Genomic DNA, 19,758 nt, shown 5'->3' with positions numbered 1-19,758 from the left:
AGCATCGTGCACGATGTCACTGCCGAACCGCGTACGCCGGTACCGATCAGGATGCTGCGGGTGCTGTTCGCGGATCGGTGACGCTCTACATGGTGATCACCGGGATCATCTACGCGGTGTTGCTCGCGAACATCGATGTCGGTGTCGCGGATCCGTGGACCGACAACGTGGTGCATCGAATCATGCCCGTGGTCCTTCTGCTCGACTGGATTCTCGCTCCACCGCGTCGGCAGATCTCCGAGTAACGCAGCCTGACGTGGTTGCTCTTCCCGCTGGTCTATGGGATCTACACCCTGATCCGTGGACCCGTCGTCGACTGGTACCCGTATCCCTTCCTCGACCCGAGGGAACGGGGATACCCCGCGCTTGCCGTCGGGCTGGTGGTGTTGACCGTCGCTTTCGCGCTCATGGCGCTGGCAGTGAATGCTCTCGGACGGCTCGCGGGACGGTGGAGGCACGGATCGGTCTCGAGCGAATCGGACTCCACTACTGTGTAGCGCATGTCTTCCGACCTCGATCCAGCGGCCACCACACACTCCTCCGCGCTGTGGCACGGCTTCGCCGACATGGGCAACGTCACCGCCAGCGGGCCGTTCGTCGTCTCGCGAGGCGAGGGTGCGTACATCTTCGACAACAAGGGAACGAAGTATCTCGACGCGACCGCCGGTCTGTGGTTCACCAACGTCGGTCACGGCCGACGCGAGATCGCCGATGCCGTTGCCACACAGCTGAGCTCGATCGCTCACTACTCGAACTTCGGCGACTTCGTACCCGAGACCACGCTGGCCTTGGCCGATCGTCTCGCTGCCATCGCACCGGTTCCGGGTAGCAAGATCTTCTTCACCTCCGGTGGCTCGGACTCCATCGATACCGCCGCGAAGCTCGCGCGCCGCTACTGGGTCGAAATGGGACAACCGGCCAAGAAGATCATCGTCGGACGACAGAAGGCCTATCACGGCATGCACGTCGCCGGCACCGCGCTGGCCGGTATCCCGGTCAACAAGGAGAACTACGGTGAGCTGATGCCCGACGCCAAGACAGTGGCGTGGGACGACGCGAAGTCGCTGCTGGCGCTGATCGAGGAGGTCGGTGCCGAGAACGTGGCCGCCTTCTTCTGCGAGCCGGTCATCGGTGCCGGCGGAATCTACCTGCCGCCGGAGGGCTACCTGCGCGAGGTGCGGCAGATCTGTCGCGACAACGACGTGCTGTTCGTCGCGGACGAGGTCGTCACCGGATTCGGTCGGATCGGCGGCAGCTGGTTCGCCTCCACCCGGTTCGAGCTCGAACCCGACCTGATGACGACCGCCAAGGGGTTGACGTCCGGGTACGTACCGATGGGTGCTGTCTTCATCGCCCCGAAGATCGCCGAGCCGTTCTTCGCGGGCGGCGTGTGGTGGCGACACGGGTACACCTACGGCGGCCACGCCGGAGCGGCCGCGGCAGCGATGGCCAACCTCGACATCATCGAGCGCGAAGAGCTGCTCTCGCACTCCAAGCGCATCGAGGCGGCCCTGCACACCCACCTCGCGCCACTGGCCGCACACGACCGAGTATCGGAGATCCGCAGCGGAATCGGTGCTGTTGCCGCCGTGCAGCTCGCCGACCCGGCCGAAGCATTGCCTTTCGTCAAAACGCTTCGGGCACACGGGGTCTCCGGCCGCGCCGCCGGCCAGGGTGCGATGCAGATCTCGCCTGCATTCGTCATGACCGACGCCGAGATCGAAGAGTTGGCCGCGCGGATCCTCAGCGCGCTCGGCTGAACCGAAGTCTGCCGAGCAGCTGCTTCCCTCGCGACAGCGGGGGAGCGGGTGCCGGTGTCGGCTCGTCGGAGACAGCCGCGAAACGACGGTGCAGCTGCTCGCGCACTTCCTCGGGCGCGTAGGCACGACGCTTGCGCTCGGATCGAACCACCAACGCCCCGGTGGCCGCGACACCGACCATCCCGGCGAGACCGACAGCCTTCCACACGTTCATCCGGCCACCGTACCGTCACGAGATCTAGGGTGTGGACCATGAATCCGTCGCGAATCAGCCTCGATACCGCAGTCGAGGCAACCAGAACGGGCGACATCTGGATCTTCCGCGGACAGTCGAACGCCGATCGCGCAATCCAGGCACTGACCAACAGTCCGGTCAATCACGTCGGCATGTCCGTCGTGATCGACGACCTGCCTCCGCTGATGTGGCACGCCGAACTGGGGAAGTCGTTGCAGGACATGTGGAGCGGCAACTTCCAGCGCGGAGTGCAGCTGCACGATCTGCGAGCGGCCGTGACCCAGTGGGCCACGAAGTACGAACAGCGGTGCTGGCTGCGACAATTGGACGGATACGCGGGTCGTTCCGCAGGCTCCACCCCGTCCGTGACGAAAGAGCAGGAGGACGCCCTGCTTCGCACCATCGCCCGCTTGGACGGCACAGCCTTTCCGACCACCGCCTCGCTCGCCGGTCGTTGGTTCCGGGGCCGAGTCCCCACACTGCGTCGCAGCCAACGTGAGGGAGCAACCCTCGAAACCGCCTACTGCGCAGAGGTGGTGGCCATGACCTACGACGCGATGGGTCTGCTCACGGGCAACAAGAAAGCCAACTGGTTCGACCCAGGAAAGTTCTGGAGCGGCGATCGACTCCCACTCGCCGACGGTGTTCGTCTGGGCGAGGAAATCGAGGTGGACGTACCCGTCACACGCTGATCGACGCGTCCGCCGCGGTACGTCCGCCCAGCTCCACCCATCCGGCTTCGAAGGTAGTGTGCAATCGAGATCCGGCTCCCTGCAGGATGTTCAGGCTCCGGCCGAGTTCACCGGTCAGCCGGACGGCGGCAGCGCCGGTCGCTTCGTCCTCGGCGATACCCATCATCGGTGCGAACATGCGTGATCGCAGCGCGCCGTGCTCCTCGTCGGTCCAGGCCCAGACGTAGTGGTGCCCGCTGTCGTACGCACTCGGGTCCGCTGCCGTCACCTCGGCCGCGTCCTGGACCTGATGGAAGGTGAAGTGCGGAGTCCAGTCGGCTCGGGCCCGAACCCAGGTGTGCTCGCCCTCGTAGCGGATGTTCAGCGGCGCGGCAGGAACTGTGAGTACTTCGATCGGGTGTCCCTGCTCGCGCAGCCACCACGAGAGTCCGACCGTGGGATGCCCGGCGAAGGGCAATTCCACGGCGGGCGTGTAGATGGTGGCCGAGGCCGTACCGGAATCGGTGCGATCGACGAACACCGTCTCGCTGAAGCCGAGCTCGGTGGCGAACTGCTGTCGGTCCGCCTCGGCGACGTCATCCGCGGCGACGATGCCGAGGGGGTTACCGAACCTGCCGTCGGCATCGGTGAAAACTCGGACGACGGACACGTCGGTAGCCATGCCCGGACGGTACCAAACGCCGAACGAGGGACCCGCGGTCGCGGATCCCTCGTTCGGTGATCAGGTCGGGTCGACGCTCAGACGGCGGCACCGTCGAGGACGCGTCCTGCTTCGATCGCTTGCGCGACACCCGCGACGATCGACGCGGCGCGGATGGCCTCGAAGATCTTTTCGCGGTCGACGCCCTCGGCGCGCAGCGTCTTCTCGTGTGCTTCCAGGCAGTGGTTGCACCCGTTGACGGCCGAGACCGCGAGCGACCACAGCTCGAAGTCGGCCTTCTCCACACCGGGGTTGCCGATGATGTTCATGCGCAGACCGGCGCGCAGATCGTCGTACTTGCCGTCCAGGTATCCCTTGGTTCGGTAGAAGACGTTGTTCATGCCCATGATCGACGCGGCACCGAGGGCGGCGTTGTACGCCTCGGCCGACAGTGAATCGGCTGCGTCCTCGGCGATCTCCTTCAACGTCGTCGCGGACTTCGACGCTGCGGCCACCGACAGCAGGGTGCCCCATAGCTGCTGCTCGCTGAGCACCGTGGAGCGGGCGATGGAACCGAGATTGAGCTTGAGGTCCTTGGCGTACTCGGGGACGGCGTTCTTGAGGTTGTCGATCGTCATGTCAGACGCTCGCCGTCAGCAGTTCGCCTGCGTCGATGGTGGGATCACCCTTCTTCCAGTTGCAGGCGCACAGCTCGTCGGACTGCAGGGCGTCGAGAACTCGCAGGACCTCGTCCACGTTGCGCCCCACCGAGCCTGCCGTGACCGACACGAACTGGATCTCGTTGTTGGGGTCGACGATGAAGGTGGCGCGGTCGGCCACACCGTCGGCATTGAGAACGCCGGTGGCAGCAGCCAATTCGCGCTTGAGGTCCGACAGCATGGGGAAGGGAAGCGTCTTGAGCTCGTCGTGCTGTGCGCGCCACTGGAAGTGAACGAACTCGTTGTCGACCGACGCGCCGAGGACCTGTGCGTCGCGGTCCTCGAACTCCTCGTTCAGCTTGCCGAACGCGGCGGTTTCGGTGGGGCACACGAACGTGAAGTCCTTGGGCCAGAAGAAGACGATGCGCCACTTGCCCGCGTGGTCGTCACTGGTGACGGTGGTGAAGTAGTCGTCGGGCTGCTGGGCGTTCACCTTGGAGAGGTCTCCGCCGATGACGGCGGTGAGGTTGTATGAAGGGAACTGGTCGCCAATTGTCAACAGTGCCATGTGGTCTCCTCGTGTCGAATGATCGCGTCGGTTCCGTATGTGGGCGGTTCGGATCGGTGGCGTGAATGCAGCCGTACGAGCCCGGCCGACCGGTACGAGTGTGCCAAAAATGTGGTGAAAGGTAAACGTGATGAGTGGCACTACACTGATAGGCGTGACCGATCGAAGCTATCAGCCGACCCTGTCGCATCTGCGTGCCTTCGTCGCAATTGCCCGTCATCGCCATTTCGGCAGTGCAGCAACGCAACTGAACATCACTCAGCCGTCTCTGTCGCAAGCTCTCGCCACGCTGGAGCAGGGGCTGGGGGTGCAGTTGATCGAGCGCAGCACCCGCAGGGTCTTGCTGACGTCGGCCGGCGGTCAGTTACTCGGTCGGGCGACTGCGGCACTCGACGCCGTGGACGGATTGGTCGCTACCGCAGCAGGATTGGGCGGTCGGCTGACCGGTGGTATGCGGCTCGGGATCATTCCCACCGTGGCACCCTACGTGCTGCCCGCAGTGCTCCCGGCCGTGCGCGTCGAGTACCCCGACCTCGTACCGAGAATAGTGGAGGATCACACCGCTCGACTGCTCGACGGACTCCGGTCCGGTGCACTCGACGTCGCCGTTCTCGCGCTGCCCCTCGCCGATCCGGGTTTGATCGAAACAGCCATGTACACCGAGGATTTCGTGCTCGCGCTCCCTGCCGAGCACCCTCTCGCGGGGCGTCGGGATCTGACGGTCGCCGACCTCCGCGGTCTCCCTCTGCTCCTCCTCGACGAGGGGCACTGCCTGCGCGAGCAGACCCTGGATCTGTGTCGCTCGGTCGACACCGCACCCGATGCGAGCGATACCCGGGCAACGTCGCTGACCACGGTGGTGCAGTGCGTTGCAGGAGGGCTCGGCCTGACGCTGCTGCCGCGCAGCGCCGTCGAGGTCGAGGTCGCTCGTGCGGGCTTGTCCACCGCAGAGTTCGCCCACCCTGCTCCCGGCCGCACCATCGGTCTCGTTCACCGAGCTTCGAGTGCGCGCGCCGCCGAATACAGTGCGCTCGCAAGTCTTCTCGCCGCAGAGGTCCTCGCCGACAACGCACGTGGACTCAGCCGGGCGTGATCACGATCTCGTCGAACACGATCTCGCCCGCCGCATCGGACTCCGGCACATCGACGACGGCGTCGAGCGACCAGCCGTGGTCACCGTCGGGATCCTCCAACACCTGACGCACCGTGGTGGACTCCGCACCGACGTTCAGCGTGAACAGCGCGGGGCCGCGGGCCGATGGTCCGGTTCCGATCGAGCCGTACTCGGCGAAGAACGGTTCCAGTTCCGTCTCCCAGTCCGGGCCGTCGTCGAGGTCGTCGAGGGCGTTCCACTGTCGGCGCGCCGCCAGATCGACTCGGCGGAAGATCGCATTGCGCGCGAGAATTCGGAAGGCCCGCGGGTTGGCCGAGATCGGACGCGGCACATCGGATCCGTACGCCTCGACGAGCGCCTCCGGCTCGGCACCCGGGTCCGTCAGGTTCTCCCATTCGTCGAGCAAGCTCGAATCCACCTGCCGCACGAGTTCACCCAGCCACTCGGTGATGTCCTGTACCTCTTCGGTTCGAGACTCCGGCGGAACCGTCTGGCGCAGTGTGCGATAGGCGTCGGCGAGATAGCGGAGGACGAGTCCCTCGGACCGCATCAGACCGTAATGGCTGATCAATTCTGCGAACGTCATCGCGCGCTCGACCATGTCGCGTACCACGGACTTGGGGGACAGGCCGACCTCGGAGAGCCACGGATGCGTGCCGCGATAGATCTCGAATGCCGGAACGAGCAGCTCTGCAAGAGGTTTCGGCCACGTGACCTCCTCGAGCAGTTCCATTCGCTCGTCGTACTCGATGCCGTCGGCCTTCATCTGCGAGACCGCTTCGCCGCGCGCGGCGTGCTGTTGCGCCATCAGGATCTGACGCGGATCGTCGAGGGTCGATTCGATGATCGAAACGACGTCGAGGGCATGGGTCGGTGATTCGGCGTCGAGCAGCTCGAAGGACGCGACCGCGAACGTCGACAGCGGCTGATTGAGCGCGAAGTCCGGCTGCAGGTCCACGGTCAGTCGAGCGTGTCGACCGTCGGCATCCGGCTCGTCGAGTTGTTCGACGATGCCCGCATCGACCAGACCGCGGTAGAGCGAGAGTGCCCGCAGAATGTGCTTGCGCTGAGCGGGCCGGGTCTCGTGATTGTCCTCGAGCAGGTGACGCATGGCATGGAAGCAATTGCCCGGCCGGGCAATGACATTGAGCAGCATGGCGTTGCTCACCGAGAACCGTGAGGTGAGCGGCTCAGGACTTGCGGTGATGATCCGCTCGAACGTCGGCTCGCCCCACGAGACGAAACCGTCGGGTGCCTTCTTGCGCTGTACGCGTTTGAGCTTCTTCGGATCGTCGCCGGCCTTGGCCACCAGACGGGCGTTCTCGATGTCGTGCTCGGGGGCCTCGACCACGACGGTGCCGAGGGTGTCGTATCCGGCTCGCCCCGCGCGGCCCGCGATCTGATGGAACTCGCGGGCCCGGAGTTTGCGGGTGCGGACGCCGTCGTACTTGGTCAGTCCGGTGAACAGCACGGTGCGAATGGGGACGTTGATGCCCACACCGAGGGTGTCCGTTCCGCAGATCACCTTGAGCAGCCCGTCCTGCGCCAACTTCTCGACCAACCGTCGATACTTCGGCAGCATGCCTGCGTGATGCACCCCGATACCGTGCCGAACCAACCTCGACAGCGTCTTGCCGAATCCGGTGGTGAAGCGGAAGGCACCGATGGCCTCGGCTATCTCGGCCTTCTCCTGCTTGGACGCAACGTTCACACTCGTCAATGCCTGAGCGCGTTCGAGTGCCGAAGCCTGGGTGAAGTGCACGACGTAGACCGGCGCGAGGTGCGTCTGCACCAACTCTTCGATGGTTTCGCTGATCGGAGTGGTGACGTAGGAGAACATCAGGGGAACCGGACGCTCGGTGCCCGAGACCACGGTGGTCGTGCGTCCGGTGCGTCGGGTCAGATCGTCCCGGAAGAACGAGACGTCGCCGAGAGTCGCCGACATCAACAGGAATTGAGCGTTCGGCAGTTCGATCAAGGGAACCTGCCAGGCCCACCCCCGATCGGGCTCGGAGTAGTAGTGGAACTCGTCCATGATCACCTGGCCGATGTCGGAGTCGGCACCTTGGCGCAGAGCGAGGTTCGCGACGATCTCGGCGGTGGCGCAGATGATCGGAGCACCGGAATTGACCGACGCGTCGCCGGTCATCATGCCGACGTTCTGAGCGCCGAAGATCTCGCACAGGGCGAAGAACTTCTCGCTGACGAGTGCCTTGATCGGCGCGGTGTAGAAACTCCGAACGCCTGCGGCCATCGCGGCGTAGTGGGCTCCGATGGCCACCATCGACTTGCCCGATCCGGTCGGCGTCGCCAGGATGACGTTGGAGCCGGAGACCAGCTCGATGAGAGCTTCCTCCTGCGCGGGATACAGGGTCAGACCGCGATCTGCAGTCCAGGTGGTGAACGTGTCGAACAGGACATCCGGGTCGACGCCGTCGGACCGAGCGGCGGCGGCATCGGGAATCAGTTCGGTGAGAAGCACCTCTACAGGCTATGTGGGATCGACGGCCGAACCCGCATCGACACCGAGCGTCCGTCGCGACGCCTCAGGTCGCGCTGCGCTCGTCGGAACCCATCGCGCCGAGAACGGCCATCCGGGTGCTGGCGCTTCCGGTGATCATGTCCTCACCGACACCGGTGATGAGCAGGTTGCGCCACCGCACCTCGTCGAAGGTCAGTGACGGTGTGGAATCGATGAAGTCCTCGACGACCTGCAGAAAGCGCATCGGATCGTCCCGGAACGGGAAGTGTCCGGAATTCTCGAACACCTCCAACGTGGAACCGGGCATGGCCGAGTGGGCGAGGCGCGCATGACTGACCGGAATCACCGAGTCCTGGTCACCCCACACGAGCAGAACGGGGAGATTCTCGGTGAGATAACAGCGGTCCAGCATCGTGACCACCTGGCCGCGCCAGTCCACGACGGCGCGCAAGGTCCGCAGATACGCCTCGTACGTCGTCGGGGCCGGGAGCTCGCTCAGCACGCGGATCAGATCCGGAGTGTCGTGCAGGAGCGATCCGGGTCGCAGGGGAGAGCTGTGCAGTTTGCTCAGCAGGCCACCCGCCAGCTTCACCGCCGGGATCGCGCCGGGTAGGCGGAGCAGTTTGACGGCCTCGCTCAGAAACGGCATGGACGCGAGTCGAAGAATGGGATGTACGTCCTTGGTGACGCCACCGGAGGACACCAGAGCCAATCTGTCGACCATGCCCGGGAACTGGTACGCGAACTGCATGGCGACGCCGCCGCCCAGTGAGTGACCGACGACGGTGACGTGCTCGATGCCCAGCACCGAGAGCAGATCGCGCATGCCGTTGGCGTACGCGGCGACGGAGTAATCCGCACGCGGCTTGTCCGAGCGACCGTGACCCAGCAGATCCGGAGCGATGACGGTGTAGTTCTTCGCGAGGTGCGGGATGACTTCGTTCCACGTCTCGGAGTTGTCACCGATACCGTGGATCAACAGCAGAACCGGACCTTCGCCGGCCATGCGGAATGCCCGCCGGTATCCGTGAATGGTCCGGAAGATCAGCCGTGGTTCTTCGTCGGGAACCGGGCGGAGCTTGCGATTGCGCGGATTGGTGGTCATCTGCGCCTCCTGAAATTCCCTGGTGCACCGCGCGATGCGGCACAGAACGGCGACGCCGTGCACGAGTGTGTGGACTTTCGTACCGGAGTACGTGTTGCTACGACTCTCGCACGAGATGACGCTCGGGGCAGAACATCGAGCGTATTTGCGGTTACAGGTATGTTTCGATCGGTCCGGACTGTCCTATATGCCCGACGAATCGATCATGTTCTGTGACCACTCACACTGTCACTGCTCGGTGTTGTCCTCTCCCTCGTCGAGATTTGCCTGCTCGGCCAGGAAGCGCTCGAACTCGGCCCCGAGTTCGTCGCCGCTCGGCAGTGGCTCGTCACTGGCCAACAACGTCGACTGCTGCTCCTGCGCGGCGACATACGTGTCGTACTGACGCTCCAGCGCCTGCACCACCGACTGGACTTCTTCGTTCCCGGTGATGTGCTCGTTCACCTGTTCCCGAACTCGCGCCGCGGCCTCACCCAGGGCGGCAAGCGGCAGATCCAGGTCGGCGGCCTCACCGACGTTCTCTAGCAACGTCTCGGCCGCACCGGGGTAGTCCGTCTGTGCGAGGTAGTGCGGGACGTGCACCGAGAAACCCATGGACTCGTGACCGTGCTGCGCCATCCGAAGCTCGAGCAGGGACGAGGCGCTGCCCGGTACCTGCAGATCACCTGCCCAGCTGTTGCCCTCCTTGACCAGCTCCTTGTCGCTGGCGTGGGCGGTCACACCGAGTGGCCGGGTGTGCGGAATGGCCATCGGGATCGAGCCGAGACCGATGGTGCGGCGCACACCGAGCTGTTCGGCGAGGAGCCTGACAGCGGTGGTGAACTTCTCCCACCGCAGGTCCGGTTCCATGCCGGCGAGCAGCAGGAACGGAGTGCCCGACTTGTCCTTGACGGCATAGAGGTTCAGTTCGGGAGCGTCGTAGTCCGAGAAATGATCGGACTTGAACGTCATCGTCGGCCGGCGGGACCGGTAATCGATCAACTCGTCGACGTCGAACGACGCGACCAGCTCCGATTCCAGGCTCTCGCGCAGGTGGGTGGTGGCCAACTTCACCGCGTGACCTGCGTCGGAGAAACCCTCCAGGCCGTGCACCAGGACGGGTCCGACGCCGTCGTTGGAGAAGATTTGCGGTGCCGGAAACTCCAGCTCGTACATCTTCGACTGTTCGGTCATGGCCTGGCCCCTTTCGGATCGACTCGTCGGTACCTCGACACGAGATTCGAGCCAGAATACGCCGACCCTCGGCTCGCGCCGTGTACGCGCCGACGTCGAACGTGGCGAATCACTACCGACAAGAACAACCGATTGCCTGCCGTTCATTCCCGGACGGTCGCCCATCCTGCGCCGAGGGCTCTCGGTGACTCGAGGCGATCAGCGGTCGAAGTTGGCCAGCGCGCGAATCTTGTTGGTGACGTCGAGGGCGGCGACCTTGTACGCCTCGGACAGCGTCGGGTAATTGAACACGGCATCGACGAGATAGTCGACGGTGCCGCCGCACCCCATCACCGCCTGCCCGATGTGCACCAGATCCGTCGCACCCGACCCGAAGATGTGCACGCCCAGAATCGATCGATCCTCGGTGGAGACGAGCAACTTCAACATCCCGTACGAGTCGCCGGCGATCTGCCCCCGGGCGAGTTCGCGGTACCTCGATACCCCGACCTCGTAGGGGATCGATCCCTTCGTCAGGTCGACCTCGGTGGCTCCGACGTACGAGACCTCGGGGATGGAGTAGATACCGATGGGCTGAACGTCGGTCAACTTCGCGTCGGACTCGCCGAACGCGTGATACGCGGCCAACCTGCCCTGATCCATCGACGTCGCGGCCAATGCCGGGAACCCGATGACATCGCCGACGGCATAGATGTGATCGACCTTGGTCTGGAAATGCTCGTCGACGAAGATCCGACCCCGGGCGTCCGCCTCGAGACCTGCGTTCTCGAGATCCAGCGCCGTGGTCAGCCCCTGCCGACCGGCCGAGTACATCACCGTCTCGGCCGGGATGCGCTTGCCGCTCGCCAGCGTGGTCACGGTCCCGTTCGGCCCGACGTCGACCGCGGTCACCGCCTCTCCGAATCGGAACGTCACCGCGAGATCACGGAGGTGGAACTGCAACGACTCGATGATCTCTCGATCGCAGAAGTCGAGCATCGAATCCCGCTTCTCGACGACGGTGACCTTCGTTCCGAGGGCAGCGAACATCGACGCGTACTCGATTCCGATGACGCCGGCCCCGACGACGACCATCGACGCCGGAATGAATTCGAGATTGAGGATTCCGTCCGAGTCGAGCACTCGATAGTCGTCGAACGCGACGTCGGCCGGACGGGCAGGAGCGGTGCCGGTGGCGATCACCACGTTGGCGGCTGCGACGGTGATGCGCTCACCCCGCGTCTCGTCCTCCACGACGATGGTGTGCGCGTCGAGAAACTTGCCGACGCCGGTGATCAGCTCGATGCGGTTCCGGAGCAGTTGCGAACGCACCACCTCGATCTCCTTGCCGATCACGTGCTGGGTTCGGGCCAACAGATCGGCAGGAGTGATATCGGCCTTCACCCGGTAACTCGCCCCGTACAGCTCCCGTTGATTCATGCCCGTGAGATACAGAACGGCCTCGCGCAGCGTCTTGGACGGAATGGTCCCGGTGTTGACGCAGACCCCGCCGAGCATGTGGCCCTTCTCCACGATCGCCACCCGCTTGCCGAGCTTCGCAGCCGCAATGGCCGCCTTCTGGCCACCGGGGCCGGAGCCGATGACCACCAGGTCGTACTCCATGGGTTCAGACATTCGTCATAGTTACCGCTCGCACGCAAAGACTGCGTGCCCACCCGGTCACAACCTTGTGAACTCCATGATTCGGTGCGTCGAACCCATGCAGATGTCGCCACGTGCTGATGCGTTGTGCGAGGCTGAACAGAGCACAAAACACCCGATTTTCAGTGGAGGAACACATGCCGCAGCAGGTCCGCGCCGTCGTCGCCAAGAGCAAGGGCGAGCCCGTCTCCATCGAGACGATCACCATCCCCGATCCCGGGCCCAACGAGGTCGTCGTGAAGATCCAGGCCTGCGGGGTGTGTCACACCGACCTGCACTACCGCGAAGGCGGCATCAACGACGAATTCCCATTCCTGCTCGGACACGAGGCGGCCGGAATCGTCGAGACCATCGGCGACCGCGTCGAGCACGTCGAGGTCGGAGACTTCGTCGTACTGAACTGGCGCGCCGTGTGCGGCGAATGTCGAGCCTGCAAGCGCGGCACTCCGTGGTACTGCTTCGACACCCACAACGCAGCACAGAAGATGACCCTCGAAGACGGTACCGAATTGACCCCGGCGCTGGGCATCGGCGCATTCGCCGAGAAGACCCTGGTCCACGAGGGCCAGTGCACCAAGGTCGCCGCAGACGCCGATCCCGCCGTGGTCGGACTGCTCGGCTGTGGCGTGATGGCAGGTCTGGGAGCGGCGATGAACACCGGCAACGTCTCGCGTGGGGATTCGGTGGCCGTGATCGGCTGCGGCGGAGTGGGCGATGCCGCGATCGCCGGAGCACGCCTGGCCGGCGCGTCGACGATCATCGCGGTCGATCGTGACCCGGGCAAGCTCGAATGGGCACTGGGCCTCGGAGCCACCCACACCGTCGACTCCTCCGTGGTCGACGCCGTCGAAGCAGTCCAGGAGCTCACCGGAGGCTTCGGTGCCGACGTGGTCATCGACGCCGTCGGTCGCCCGGAGACCTGGAAGCAGGCGTTCTACGCACGCGACCTCGCCGGAACCGTGGTGCTTGTCGGCGTGCCGACACCCGAGATGACCCTCGAGATGCCGCTGATCGACTTCTTCTCCCGCGGCGGATCGCTCAAGTCCTCCTGGTACGGAGACTGCCTGCCCGAGCGCGACTTCCCGCAGTTGGTCGATCTGTATCAGCAGGGCCGTCTGCCGCTCGAGAAGTTCGTCACCGAACGCATCACCATCGACGACGTCGAAGCCGCCTTCGAGAAGATGCATCAGGGCACCGTCCTGCGTTCGGTGGTGGTCCTGTGAGCGGGAAGTTCCGCGTCCAGAACGTCGTCACCTCGGGCACGTTCAGCCTCGACGGTGGCACCTGGGACGTCGACAACAACATCTGGCTGGTCGGCGACGACGACGAGGTGGTGATCGTCGACGCAGCGCACACCGCGGCCCCGATCGTCGACGCGGTTGCCGGCCGGACGGTCAAGGCCGTCATCTGCACCCATGGCCACAACGACCACGTGACCGTGGCACCGGAACTGGCCGATACGTTGGACGCGCCGATTCTGCTGCACCCCGCCGACGACATGCTGTGGGAACAGACGCACCCGGGCGTCGGGCACTCGACCCTCGAGGACGGTCAGCGCATCACGGTGGCCGGAACCGACATCCTGGCGCTGCACACGCCCGGGCACTCACCTGGATCGACGTGCCTGTACCTGCCGGAAGCGGGGGAGTTGTTCAGCGGCGACACCCTCTTCTCCGGCGGCCCGGGTGCCACCGGACGGTCGTACTCGGACTTCCCGACCATCATCGGGTCCATCCGTGATCGGCTCTTCGCGCTTCCCGTCGAGACCCGAGTCAACACCGGCCACGGTGACGGGACGCGCATCGGCGACGAAGCACCGCACCTCGAGGAATGGATCGCCCGCGGCAGCTGAATTGCGACACCGCGGTGGGTCGCCTGCCGCGTTCGAGGTGGTCGGAATGAGACAGTGGTGGGACGCCGGAGCGTGTGCTGCGGCGTTCCACCGACCCGAAGAGGACGTCTTGTGAGCCCCGCCGCACGCAGAACCCGCCTGTCCATCGCCGCGACCTCGGCAGCGATCGCAGCTCTCGTGCTGGTCGGCTGCAGTTCCACGGTCACCGGCACTCCCGAGCCCAGCGCGGGTGCCCCCACTTCGACGCCGGAGTCCGGCGTGGATCTGAACACGCTGCTGATCGATCCGTCCAGCTTCCCGGCACCGTACGACGCCCTGGTGCTGCCCCAGCAGGCGATCTCGCAAGCCGCACCCGATCTCAGCGGAATTCCTGCCGGTGCCGAGGTCAGCCCGGCGGGATGCAAGCCTGCCGACCAGGATTTCGGCCCGACGGGCACGGCCATGATCGTCGGCACCGACAACGACAGCCGGTCCACCATCTCGATCGAGTTGACCGCGGTGGACGAACCGCTCTCGGCGCGCAAGCAGCAGCTCGAACAGTGCGCCGAGGTGACCGCAACCAAGTCCGGCGCGACCTCGACGGTGACCTCCACTCTGACGCCTGCACCGCCCATCGATGCGGACGACACGTTGGCCGTCCGGCAGACCGTCGCATCGGGAGCAGGCGGCGACGCCGTCACACAATCGATGCTGACACTGATGGCCCAGATCGACGACGTGCGAGTGTCGGCCACGTTCATGTCGTTCGGCTCGGGCACGCCCGATGCGATGACCCTCGACGAGCTGTTCACCGCGGCAGTCCAGAAGGTCGGCCAGAGCTGACGCAGCACTAGCAGACGACACCGACACGAATCGGTCGTTTACAGCGCCGGCGACGCGATTCATCCACAGCACGGCAGTTCTCCACAGGGCAGTACGAAAGCCCAGGTCGAGACTCTTTCGATCGTCGGGACCCCGGCCAGGATTCTCCGGTATGTACACACCGACGAACTCTCACGGCAACTTCGACTCCCGCCATCGCGTGCGGCTCGGCCACCCGAGCGACCTGATCACCGCGGTACCGGCCATGCTCGGGTTCCACCCGCACCGATCTATGGTGCTCATCGCGGTCAAGGACGGCGGTGCGAGCGTCGGACCCACGATGCGTCACGACCTCGTCCTGGCCGGCGATCACATCGATCGGCGCGCGGGCGGTCACACCCGCGCGACCCCGGAGATGCTCGACGTCATCGCCTACCTGGCCGGCTACTGCGCGATGGAGAACATTCCCGCGGTCATGGCGGTGTTCGTCGACGACAGGCTCGATCGAACCGTCCGGACATCGCATCTACTCGACGTGGAAGCACTGGTGACCGAACTCGACGCCACACTCGCCTCGTTCGGAGTGCAGCTCGGTGAGGCCCTTGCGGCGTCGGAGATCGCCGAATCCGCCGACTGGTGGACGTTGCGCGGACCACAGCGGCACGGCCTGATGTCCGATCCGTCGGCGTCGCCGATGACCGTGGCCCGCGTGCTCGACGGCTACTCCGTCCGACGATCCAGGTCCGAGCTGGCCGAGACCATCGCGCCGGGCCCCGACGCGACCGTGCGGGCCGTTGCCGCCGAGATCTCGCGACAACGACGGGACGGGATTCGATCTCGTACCGACGAGCTGACGTCGGTGCTGTCGTACGTCGCGCGAGCGCCGTACGACACCGAATTGGATCCGACCGACATCGCTCGGATCGCACTCGCGATCGGTCATGTCCAGGTGCGTGACGCACTGCTGGCCCTGACTCTCGGTGACGACGCGGGATTCGTCGAAGAGTTCTGGGCGAGGATGTCCCGCGTCCTGCCGAAGGCCGAACGAGCCATCGCCGCAACACTTCTGGCCTTCAGCGCGTACGTCCGCGGAGACGGACCGATGGCCCGCATCGCGATCGATGCGGCACTGGAAGCCGACGAGAACTACTCGCTGGCGCGACTGCTGGACCGGTCGCTCAGCGCCGGCGCAGGTCCCGATCTCGTTCGGGAAGTGGCCGAGAGCGGCTTCGCGTGTGCTCGCGCCTGCGGAGTTCGGCTCCCCGGCGACCCCTTCGGTCGACGGTGACGGCAGTCGAGCACATCGACGATCGGCAGGCGAGTGGGTCAGCGCGCCGCGTGCGACCGATCGCCGAGCTGTTGCAGGAATGTCCACGCATCGGCCACGATCCGATCGAGATCGGTCAGCTCCGGCGTCCATTTCAACTCCTCGACTGCGCGCGAGCTCGAGGCGATCAACACGGCAGGGTCACCGGCACGACGGGGAGCATGTTCGACGGCGATGGGCAGACCGGTGACGCGCTCGCAGGACGAGATGACCTCGTGCACGGAGAATCCGGTGCCGCTGCCGAGGTTGTAGATGGTGTGCTCGCCCGGTTGTGCGGCATCGACAGCGAGTATGTGCGCCTCGGCGAGGTCGGCGACGTGGATGTAGTCGCGAACAGCCGTACCGTCCGGAGTGGGCCAGTCGGTGCCGAACTCCGAGATCTTCTCGCGCTGCCCGAGTGCGACCTGGAGCACGAGCGGAATCAGGTGGGTCTCGACGACGCGATTCTCTCCGAAACCGTTGTAGGCACCGGCGACGTTGAAGTACCGAAGGCTCGTGGCGGCGAGGCCGTAGGCCGCGGCGTACGACGTGATCGCGTGATCTATCGCGAGTTTGGTGGCACCGTAAGGATTGGTGGGGCGGGTGGGTGCGTCCTCGGTGATGGGGGTCTTCTCGGGCTCGCCGTACGTGGCGGCGGTCGAGGAGAACACCAGCTTCGCGGTGCCGGATGCACGAATGGCATCGAGCAACGCCAGCGAGGTGACGACGTTTCCGCTCCAGTACTTGTCGGGCGAGACCACCGACTCGCCGACGAGAGATTGCGCGGCGAAGTGCAGGACGGCGTCGAACCCGCCGCCGATCAGTACGTCCGCGGCGACGTCCTTGATGTCGCCTTCGACGAATGTGGCACCACCGGGCACGGCGTCCCGGTTACCGGTGGACAGGTTGTCCACGACCACGACCTCGTGACCGCGCTCGACGAGCACAGCCGCGCAGACGCTGCCGACGTAGCCAGCACCACCGGTAACCAGAAGCTTCACTGTTCGTTCTCCCTCACACGCGTCCGACGCCGTCGTCGGTGTGAGGTCAGACCTTCTTCACCTGGACGGCGTGCGCCATTTCCTCGGATATGTCGACACCACTGTGTCCTGGCACCGTGATCGTGACCGACCCGGGCTTGGCTTCGACTGTAACCCGAGCATCGGGGACCACGCCTGCTTCGCGAAGCTGAGCGATGACCTCCGGGTCGGACTGAACGTGCTCGGCGAGGCGTCGCACGACGACAGCGGTCGGCTGGCCGACGGGCACATCCGTGAGGCGGATGAGAGCTTCCGGTGCGAGAGTCGACTGGCCGAGACCGAGTTCCTCCAGACCGGGGATCGGGTTGCCGTACGGCGAGGTGGTCGGGTTGTTCAGGACGGTGACCAGACGTCGCTCGACCTCCTCGCTCATCACGTGTTCCCAACGGCACGCCTCGGCGTGCACGTCTTCCCAGCGCAGACCGATGATGTCCACGAGCAGACGCTCGGCCAAACGGTGTTTGCGCATGACCGCGACCGCCAGGCTTCGGCCCTTCTCGGTCAGCTCGAGGTGTCGATCGCCTGCGACGGACAACAGCCCGTCTCGCTCCATCCGAGCAACGGTTTGGCTGACGGTGGGACCACTCTGTTCGAGCCGTTCGGCGATTCTCGCGCGGAGCGGAATCACGCCCTCTTCTTCCAAATCGTAGATCGTCCGGAGGTACATCTCCGTGGTGTCGACCAGATCCTTCACACTCAACCCCTTCGTCGGGCTCGATCCTACCGTCAGCGCCCCGAAATGAGCGCTGCACCCAGCCGCAGCGGGCGCGGCGCACCACAACGGCGTACGCCGTTTCCCATGGCTTCTCACAAGGGGACTGTGGGGACAACACCGGAACCCGGCAACACCATCCCGTCCGACAACGTAGTTTTGTCCGTATGTCTGATCAGGCGACACGCGCCGCCGCGCCCATCCCGAACCGCCCCGAGGACATCGTCGTGTGGAGCGCGGATTACCTCGGCTACCGGTGGAGCGACGACCACCCGATGAATCCGACTCGACTCGATCTGACAATGGCACTCGCTACCGACATCGGCCTGCTCGCGGGCGTCGAACTCGTCGAGCCCACTGCCGCGCCCGATTCCGAGCTCCTCCGATTTCACACCAGCGCCTACATCGAGGCCGTCAAACAGGCACCGTCGCAGGGCCCGGCTCTGCGAGATCCCGACGACGTCGTCCACGGACTGGGTTCCGACGACAACCCGGTGTTTCCGCAGATGCACGAGGCGAGCGCCATGCTCGCCGGTGGTTCTCTGGCCGCCGCCCGCGAAATCGCGTCGGGACGTGCTCGACGCGCGGTGAGCATCGGCGGCGGCATGCACCACGCGATGGCCGACTGGGCCTCCGGCTTCTGCGTCTACAACGACGCCGCGATCGCCATCTCGTGGTTGCTGGACAACGGGTTCGACCGGATCGCCTACATCGACGTCGACGCTCACCACGGAGACGGCGTTCAGGCGGCATTTCTCGGTGACCCGAGAGTGCTCACCGTCTCGTTGCACCAACATCCGGCGACGCTGTGGCCGAACACCGGATGGTCGACCGAGGTGGGAGCCGAACGCGGTGAGGGAACCTCGATCAACGTTCCATTGTTGCCCGGCACCGCGGATCGGTTGTGGCTGCGCGCGTTCCACGCGATCGTGCCGGGTGCGATCGCGGCGTTCGCGCCTCAGATCATCGTCAGCCAGTGCGGTGTCGACAGCCACCGCGAGGATCCCCTCGCGGACCTGGCCCTGACCGTCGACGGCCAGAATGCGGCATTCCTGGCCATGCGTGATCTGGCGGACAAACATTCCGAGGGTCGGTGGTTGGCCGTCGGCGGCGGAGGGTACGGCTTGGTGCGCGTCGTTCCACGGGCCTGGACGTACCTCATCGCTGCCGCGCTCGGTCGCGACATCGACCCGATGTCGGCGTTGCCGGACACGTGGCGGGAGCGAGTACGGACCATGGCACCGAGTGTCGACCTCCCGCAGACGATGGGTGACGGGGGAGACGTCGACTATCCCGCCTGGGACGGACCCGGGGGATCCCTCGCCGGGACCGACGGCACCGACAGGGCGCTCGAGCGCGTCGACTCGGCCATCATCGCCACCCGTCGAGCAGTGTTTCCACTGCTCGGACTCGATCCGGAGGACCCGCGTGACTGATCCGACCGACAGCCCCTCGGACGAGGAGCCGGCCGTTGCGGCGTCGGACCCGAGTGACAAGGAACCGCGCGACCAGGAACCGAGCAACCAGGAACCGAGCGACAAGGACCTGGCCAGAGAGCGAGCGGAAACATCCTTTCCGCGGCACTGGGTTGCCGACGTCCTGACCTCCGACGGCGGTGTGGTGCACCTGCGTCCCATCGTCCCGTCGGACTCCGAACGGATCGTCGCATTCCACGGCCGGTTGTCCGAGCGGACGAGATACCTGCGGTATTTCGGCCCGTACCCCACGATGCCGCAGCGTGACGTGCTCAACTTCACCACGGTCGATCACCACGACCGGGTGGCGTTCGTCGCAGTGCTCGGTGACGACATCATCGCGGTCGGCCGCTACGAGCGACTGCCCGAGGGAGACGGCAACTCCGCCGAGGTGGCCTTCGTCGTCGCCGACGCACACCAGGGTCGCGGGCTGGGTCCGATCCTGCTCGAACACCTCGCCGGAGCGGCCGCCGAGAACGGTGTGAACATGTTCGTCGCCGAGG

General features: G+C 65.4%; 19 protein-coding genes and 1 pseudogene. 10 read left to right on the top strand and 10 right to left on the bottom strand.

Translation table 11 applies throughout. The features are described 5' to 3' along the window. Window positions 1–62 precede the first annotated feature (62 nt). Both A2J02_RS13645 and A2J02_RS13640 read left to right on the top strand, forming a co-directional pair. Window positions 63–497: pseudogene (locus tag A2J02_RS13645) on the top strand (Pr6Pr family membrane protein); the annotation flags it as partial. A 3-nt stretch (window positions 498–500) separates the two neighbouring features. Then, complete coding sequence (locus A2J02_RS13640; protein ID WP_068050671.1) at window positions 501–1,760, top strand: aminotransferase family protein; 1,260 nt, start codon at window positions 501–503, stop codon at window positions 1,758–1,760. On the opposite strand, the gene A2J02_RS13635 is transcribed toward A2J02_RS13640, so the two are convergent. Continuing rightward, a complete protein-coding gene (locus A2J02_RS13635) occupies window positions 1,744–1,974 on the bottom strand; it encodes a hypothetical protein (RefSeq protein ID WP_068050670.1) in 231 nt (76 codons plus the stop codon). The two genes, A2J02_RS13640 and A2J02_RS13635, sit on opposite strands and share 17 nt — an antisense overlap. 38 nt (window positions 1,975–2,012) lie before the next feature. Here A2J02_RS13635 and A2J02_RS13630 point away from each other — a divergent pair, with 38 nt between their 5' ends. Continuing rightward, on the top strand, window positions 2,013–2,687 hold the full coding sequence (locus A2J02_RS13630; protein ID WP_068050669.1) for a hypothetical protein: 675 nt from the start codon (window positions 2,013–2,015) through the stop codon (window positions 2,685–2,687). On the opposite strand, the gene A2J02_RS13625 is transcribed toward A2J02_RS13630, so the two are convergent. The 3 genes from A2J02_RS13625 to A2J02_RS13615 all read right to left on the bottom strand — a co-directional run bounded on the left by A2J02_RS13625 (window position 2,677) and on the right by A2J02_RS13615 (window position 4,554). Beyond that, window positions 2,677–3,348 carry a PhzF family phenazine biosynthesis protein gene (locus tag A2J02_RS13625; protein ID WP_068050668.1) on the bottom strand — a complete coding sequence of 224 codons (672 nt, stop codon included), beginning with the start codon at window positions 3,346–3,348 and terminating at the stop codon, window positions 2,677–2,679. The genes A2J02_RS13630 and A2J02_RS13625 overlap by 11 nt on opposite strands. 77 nt (window positions 3,349–3,425) lie before the next feature. Continuing rightward, a complete protein-coding gene (locus tag A2J02_RS13620; RefSeq protein ID WP_068050667.1) occupies window positions 3,426–3,965 on the bottom strand; it encodes a carboxymuconolactone decarboxylase family protein in 540 nt (179 codons plus the stop codon). A gap of 1 nt (window position 3,966) precedes the next feature. Then, entirely contained in the window at window positions 3,967–4,554 is a 588-nt protein-coding gene (locus A2J02_RS13615) for a peroxiredoxin (protein WP_068050666.1), read from the bottom strand. 154 nt (window positions 4,555–4,708) lie between these two features. Here A2J02_RS13615 and A2J02_RS13610 point away from each other — a divergent pair, with 154 nt between their 5' ends. Beyond that, a complete protein-coding gene (locus A2J02_RS13610) occupies window positions 4,709–5,647 on the top strand; it encodes a hydrogen peroxide-inducible genes activator (RefSeq protein ID WP_068050665.1) in 939 nt (312 codons plus the stop codon). On the opposite strand, the gene A2J02_RS13605 is transcribed toward A2J02_RS13610, so the two are convergent. The 4 genes from A2J02_RS13605 to sthA form a co-directional block, all read right to left on the bottom strand. Next, window positions 5,634–8,150, bottom strand: coding sequence for a DEAD/DEAH box helicase (locus tag A2J02_RS13605; RefSeq protein WP_068050664.1), 2,517 nt, complete (start codon window positions 8,148–8,150; stop codon window positions 5,634–5,636). The genes A2J02_RS13610 and A2J02_RS13605 overlap by 14 nt on opposite strands. A 64-nt stretch (window positions 8,151–8,214) precedes the next feature. Beyond that, window positions 8,215–9,255, bottom strand: coding sequence for an alpha/beta fold hydrolase (locus A2J02_RS13600; protein WP_068050681.1), 1,041 nt, complete (start codon window positions 9,253–9,255; stop codon window positions 8,215–8,217). 228 nt (window positions 9,256–9,483) lie between these two features. Then, window positions 9,484–10,428 carry a proteasome assembly chaperone family protein gene (locus tag A2J02_RS13595; protein ID WP_068050663.1) on the bottom strand — a complete coding sequence of 315 codons (945 nt, stop codon included), beginning with the start codon at window positions 10,426–10,428 and terminating at the stop codon, window positions 9,484–9,486. A 198-nt stretch (window positions 10,429–10,626) separates the two neighbouring features. After that, window positions 10,627–12,042 carry a Si-specific NAD(P)(+) transhydrogenase gene (sthA, locus tag A2J02_RS13590; protein ID WP_068050662.1) on the bottom strand — a complete coding sequence of 472 codons (1,416 nt, stop codon included), beginning with the start codon at window positions 12,040–12,042 and terminating at the stop codon, window positions 10,627–10,629. 164 nt (window positions 12,043–12,206) lie between these two features. Here sthA and A2J02_RS13585 point away from each other — a divergent pair, with 164 nt between their 5' ends. The 4 genes from A2J02_RS13585 (at window position 12,207) to A2J02_RS13570 (ending at window position 16,010) form a co-directional block, all read left to right on the top strand. Next, window positions 12,207–13,292: an S-(hydroxymethyl)mycothiol dehydrogenase gene (locus A2J02_RS13585; RefSeq protein WP_068050661.1), complete on the top strand. Its 1,086-nt coding sequence runs from the start codon at window positions 12,207–12,209 to the stop codon at window positions 13,290–13,292. Continuing rightward, window positions 13,289–13,921: an MBL fold metallo-hydrolase gene (locus A2J02_RS13580; protein ID WP_068050660.1), complete on the top strand. Its 633-nt coding sequence runs from the start codon at window positions 13,289–13,291 to the stop codon at window positions 13,919–13,921. The genes A2J02_RS13585 and A2J02_RS13580 overlap by 4 nt, the downstream gene beginning before the upstream one ends. 111 nt (window positions 13,922–14,032) lie before the next feature. Then, on the top strand, window positions 14,033–14,743 hold the full coding sequence (locus A2J02_RS13575) for a DUF5642 family protein (RefSeq protein WP_082899027.1): 711 nt from the start codon (window positions 14,033–14,035) through the stop codon (window positions 14,741–14,743). 151 nt (window positions 14,744–14,894) lie between these two features. After that, window positions 14,895–16,010, top strand: coding sequence for a DUF4192 domain-containing protein (locus A2J02_RS13570; RefSeq protein ID WP_068050659.1), 1,116 nt, complete (start codon window positions 14,895–14,897; stop codon window positions 16,008–16,010). Window positions 16,011–16,048: 38 nt separating this feature from the next. Here A2J02_RS13570 and galE read toward each other — a convergent pair whose 3' ends face one another. Beyond that, window positions 16,049–17,029 (bottom strand): UDP-glucose 4-epimerase GalE, encoded by a 981-nt coding sequence (gene galE / locus A2J02_RS13565; protein ID WP_068050658.1) that lies wholly within the window; start codon window positions 17,027–17,029, stop codon window positions 16,049–16,051. 46 nt (window positions 17,030–17,075) lie between these two features. Continuing rightward, entirely contained in the window at window positions 17,076–17,762 is a 687-nt protein-coding gene (locus tag A2J02_RS13560; protein WP_068050657.1) for a metal-dependent transcriptional regulator, read from the bottom strand. 185 nt (window positions 17,763–17,947) lie between these two features. Between A2J02_RS13560 and A2J02_RS13555 the strand changes: the two genes are divergently transcribed. Both A2J02_RS13555 and A2J02_RS13550 read left to right on the top strand, forming a co-directional pair. Further along, complete coding sequence (locus A2J02_RS13555; protein WP_068050656.1) at window positions 17,948–19,216, top strand: acetoin utilization protein AcuC; 1,269 nt, start codon at window positions 17,948–17,950, stop codon at window positions 19,214–19,216. A gap of 109 nt (window positions 19,217–19,325) precedes the next feature. Beyond that, window positions 19,326–19,758, top strand: a 433-nt coding sequence (locus A2J02_RS13550; protein ID WP_156516217.1) for a GNAT family N-acetyltransferase, incomplete at its 3' end; no start/stop codon positions are given.

Source organism: Rhodococcus sp. EPR-147 (assembly GCF_001647185.1).
GTDB lineage: Bacteria > Actinomycetota > Actinomycetes > Mycobacteriales > Mycobacteriaceae > Rhodococcoides.
Note: the sequence above shows the minus strand (reverse complement) of the source record. Positions and strands in the feature narration are given on the sequence as shown.

Coding starts and splice junctions, on each gene's coding strand:
- A2J02_RS13620 (WP_068050667.1), bottom strand. CDS start 3,965: ATGACGATCGACAACCTCAAGAACGCCGTCCCCGAGTACGCCAAGGAC.
- A2J02_RS13585 (WP_068050661.1), top strand. CDS start 12,207: ATGCCGCAGCAGGTCCGCGCCGTCGTCGCCAAGAGCAAGGGCGAGCCC.
- A2J02_RS13615 (WP_068050666.1), bottom strand. CDS start 4,554: ATGGCACTGTTGACAATTGGCGACCAGTTCCCTTCATACAACCTCACC.
- A2J02_RS13635 (WP_068050670.1), bottom strand. CDS start 1,974: ATGAACGTGTGGAAGGCTGTCGGTCTCGCCGGGATGGTCGGTGTCGCG.
- A2J02_RS13630 (WP_068050669.1), top strand. CDS start 2,013: ATGAATCCGTCGCGAATCAGCCTCGATACCGCAGTCGAGGCAACCAGA.
- A2J02_RS13555 (WP_068050656.1), top strand. CDS start 17,948: ATGTCTGATCAGGCGACACGCGCCGCCGCGCCCATCCCGAACCGCCCC.
- A2J02_RS13640 (WP_068050671.1), top strand. CDS start 501: ATGTCTTCCGACCTCGATCCAGCGGCCACCACACACTCCTCCGCGCTG.
- A2J02_RS13570 (WP_068050659.1), top strand. CDS start 14,895: ATGTACACACCGACGAACTCTCACGGCAACTTCGACTCCCGCCATCGC.
- A2J02_RS13625 (WP_068050668.1), bottom strand. CDS start 3,348: ATGGCTACCGACGTGTCCGTCGTCCGAGTTTTCACCGATGCCGACGGC.
- A2J02_RS13600 (WP_068050681.1), bottom strand. CDS start 9,255: ATGACCACCAATCCGCGCAATCGCAAGCTCCGCCCGGTTCCCGACGAA.
- sthA (WP_068050662.1), bottom strand. CDS start 12,042: ATGTCTGAACCCATGGAGTACGACCTGGTGGTCATCGGCTCCGGCCCC.
- A2J02_RS13595 (WP_068050663.1), bottom strand. CDS start 10,428: ATGACCGAACAGTCGAAGATGTACGAGCTGGAGTTTCCGGCACCGCAA.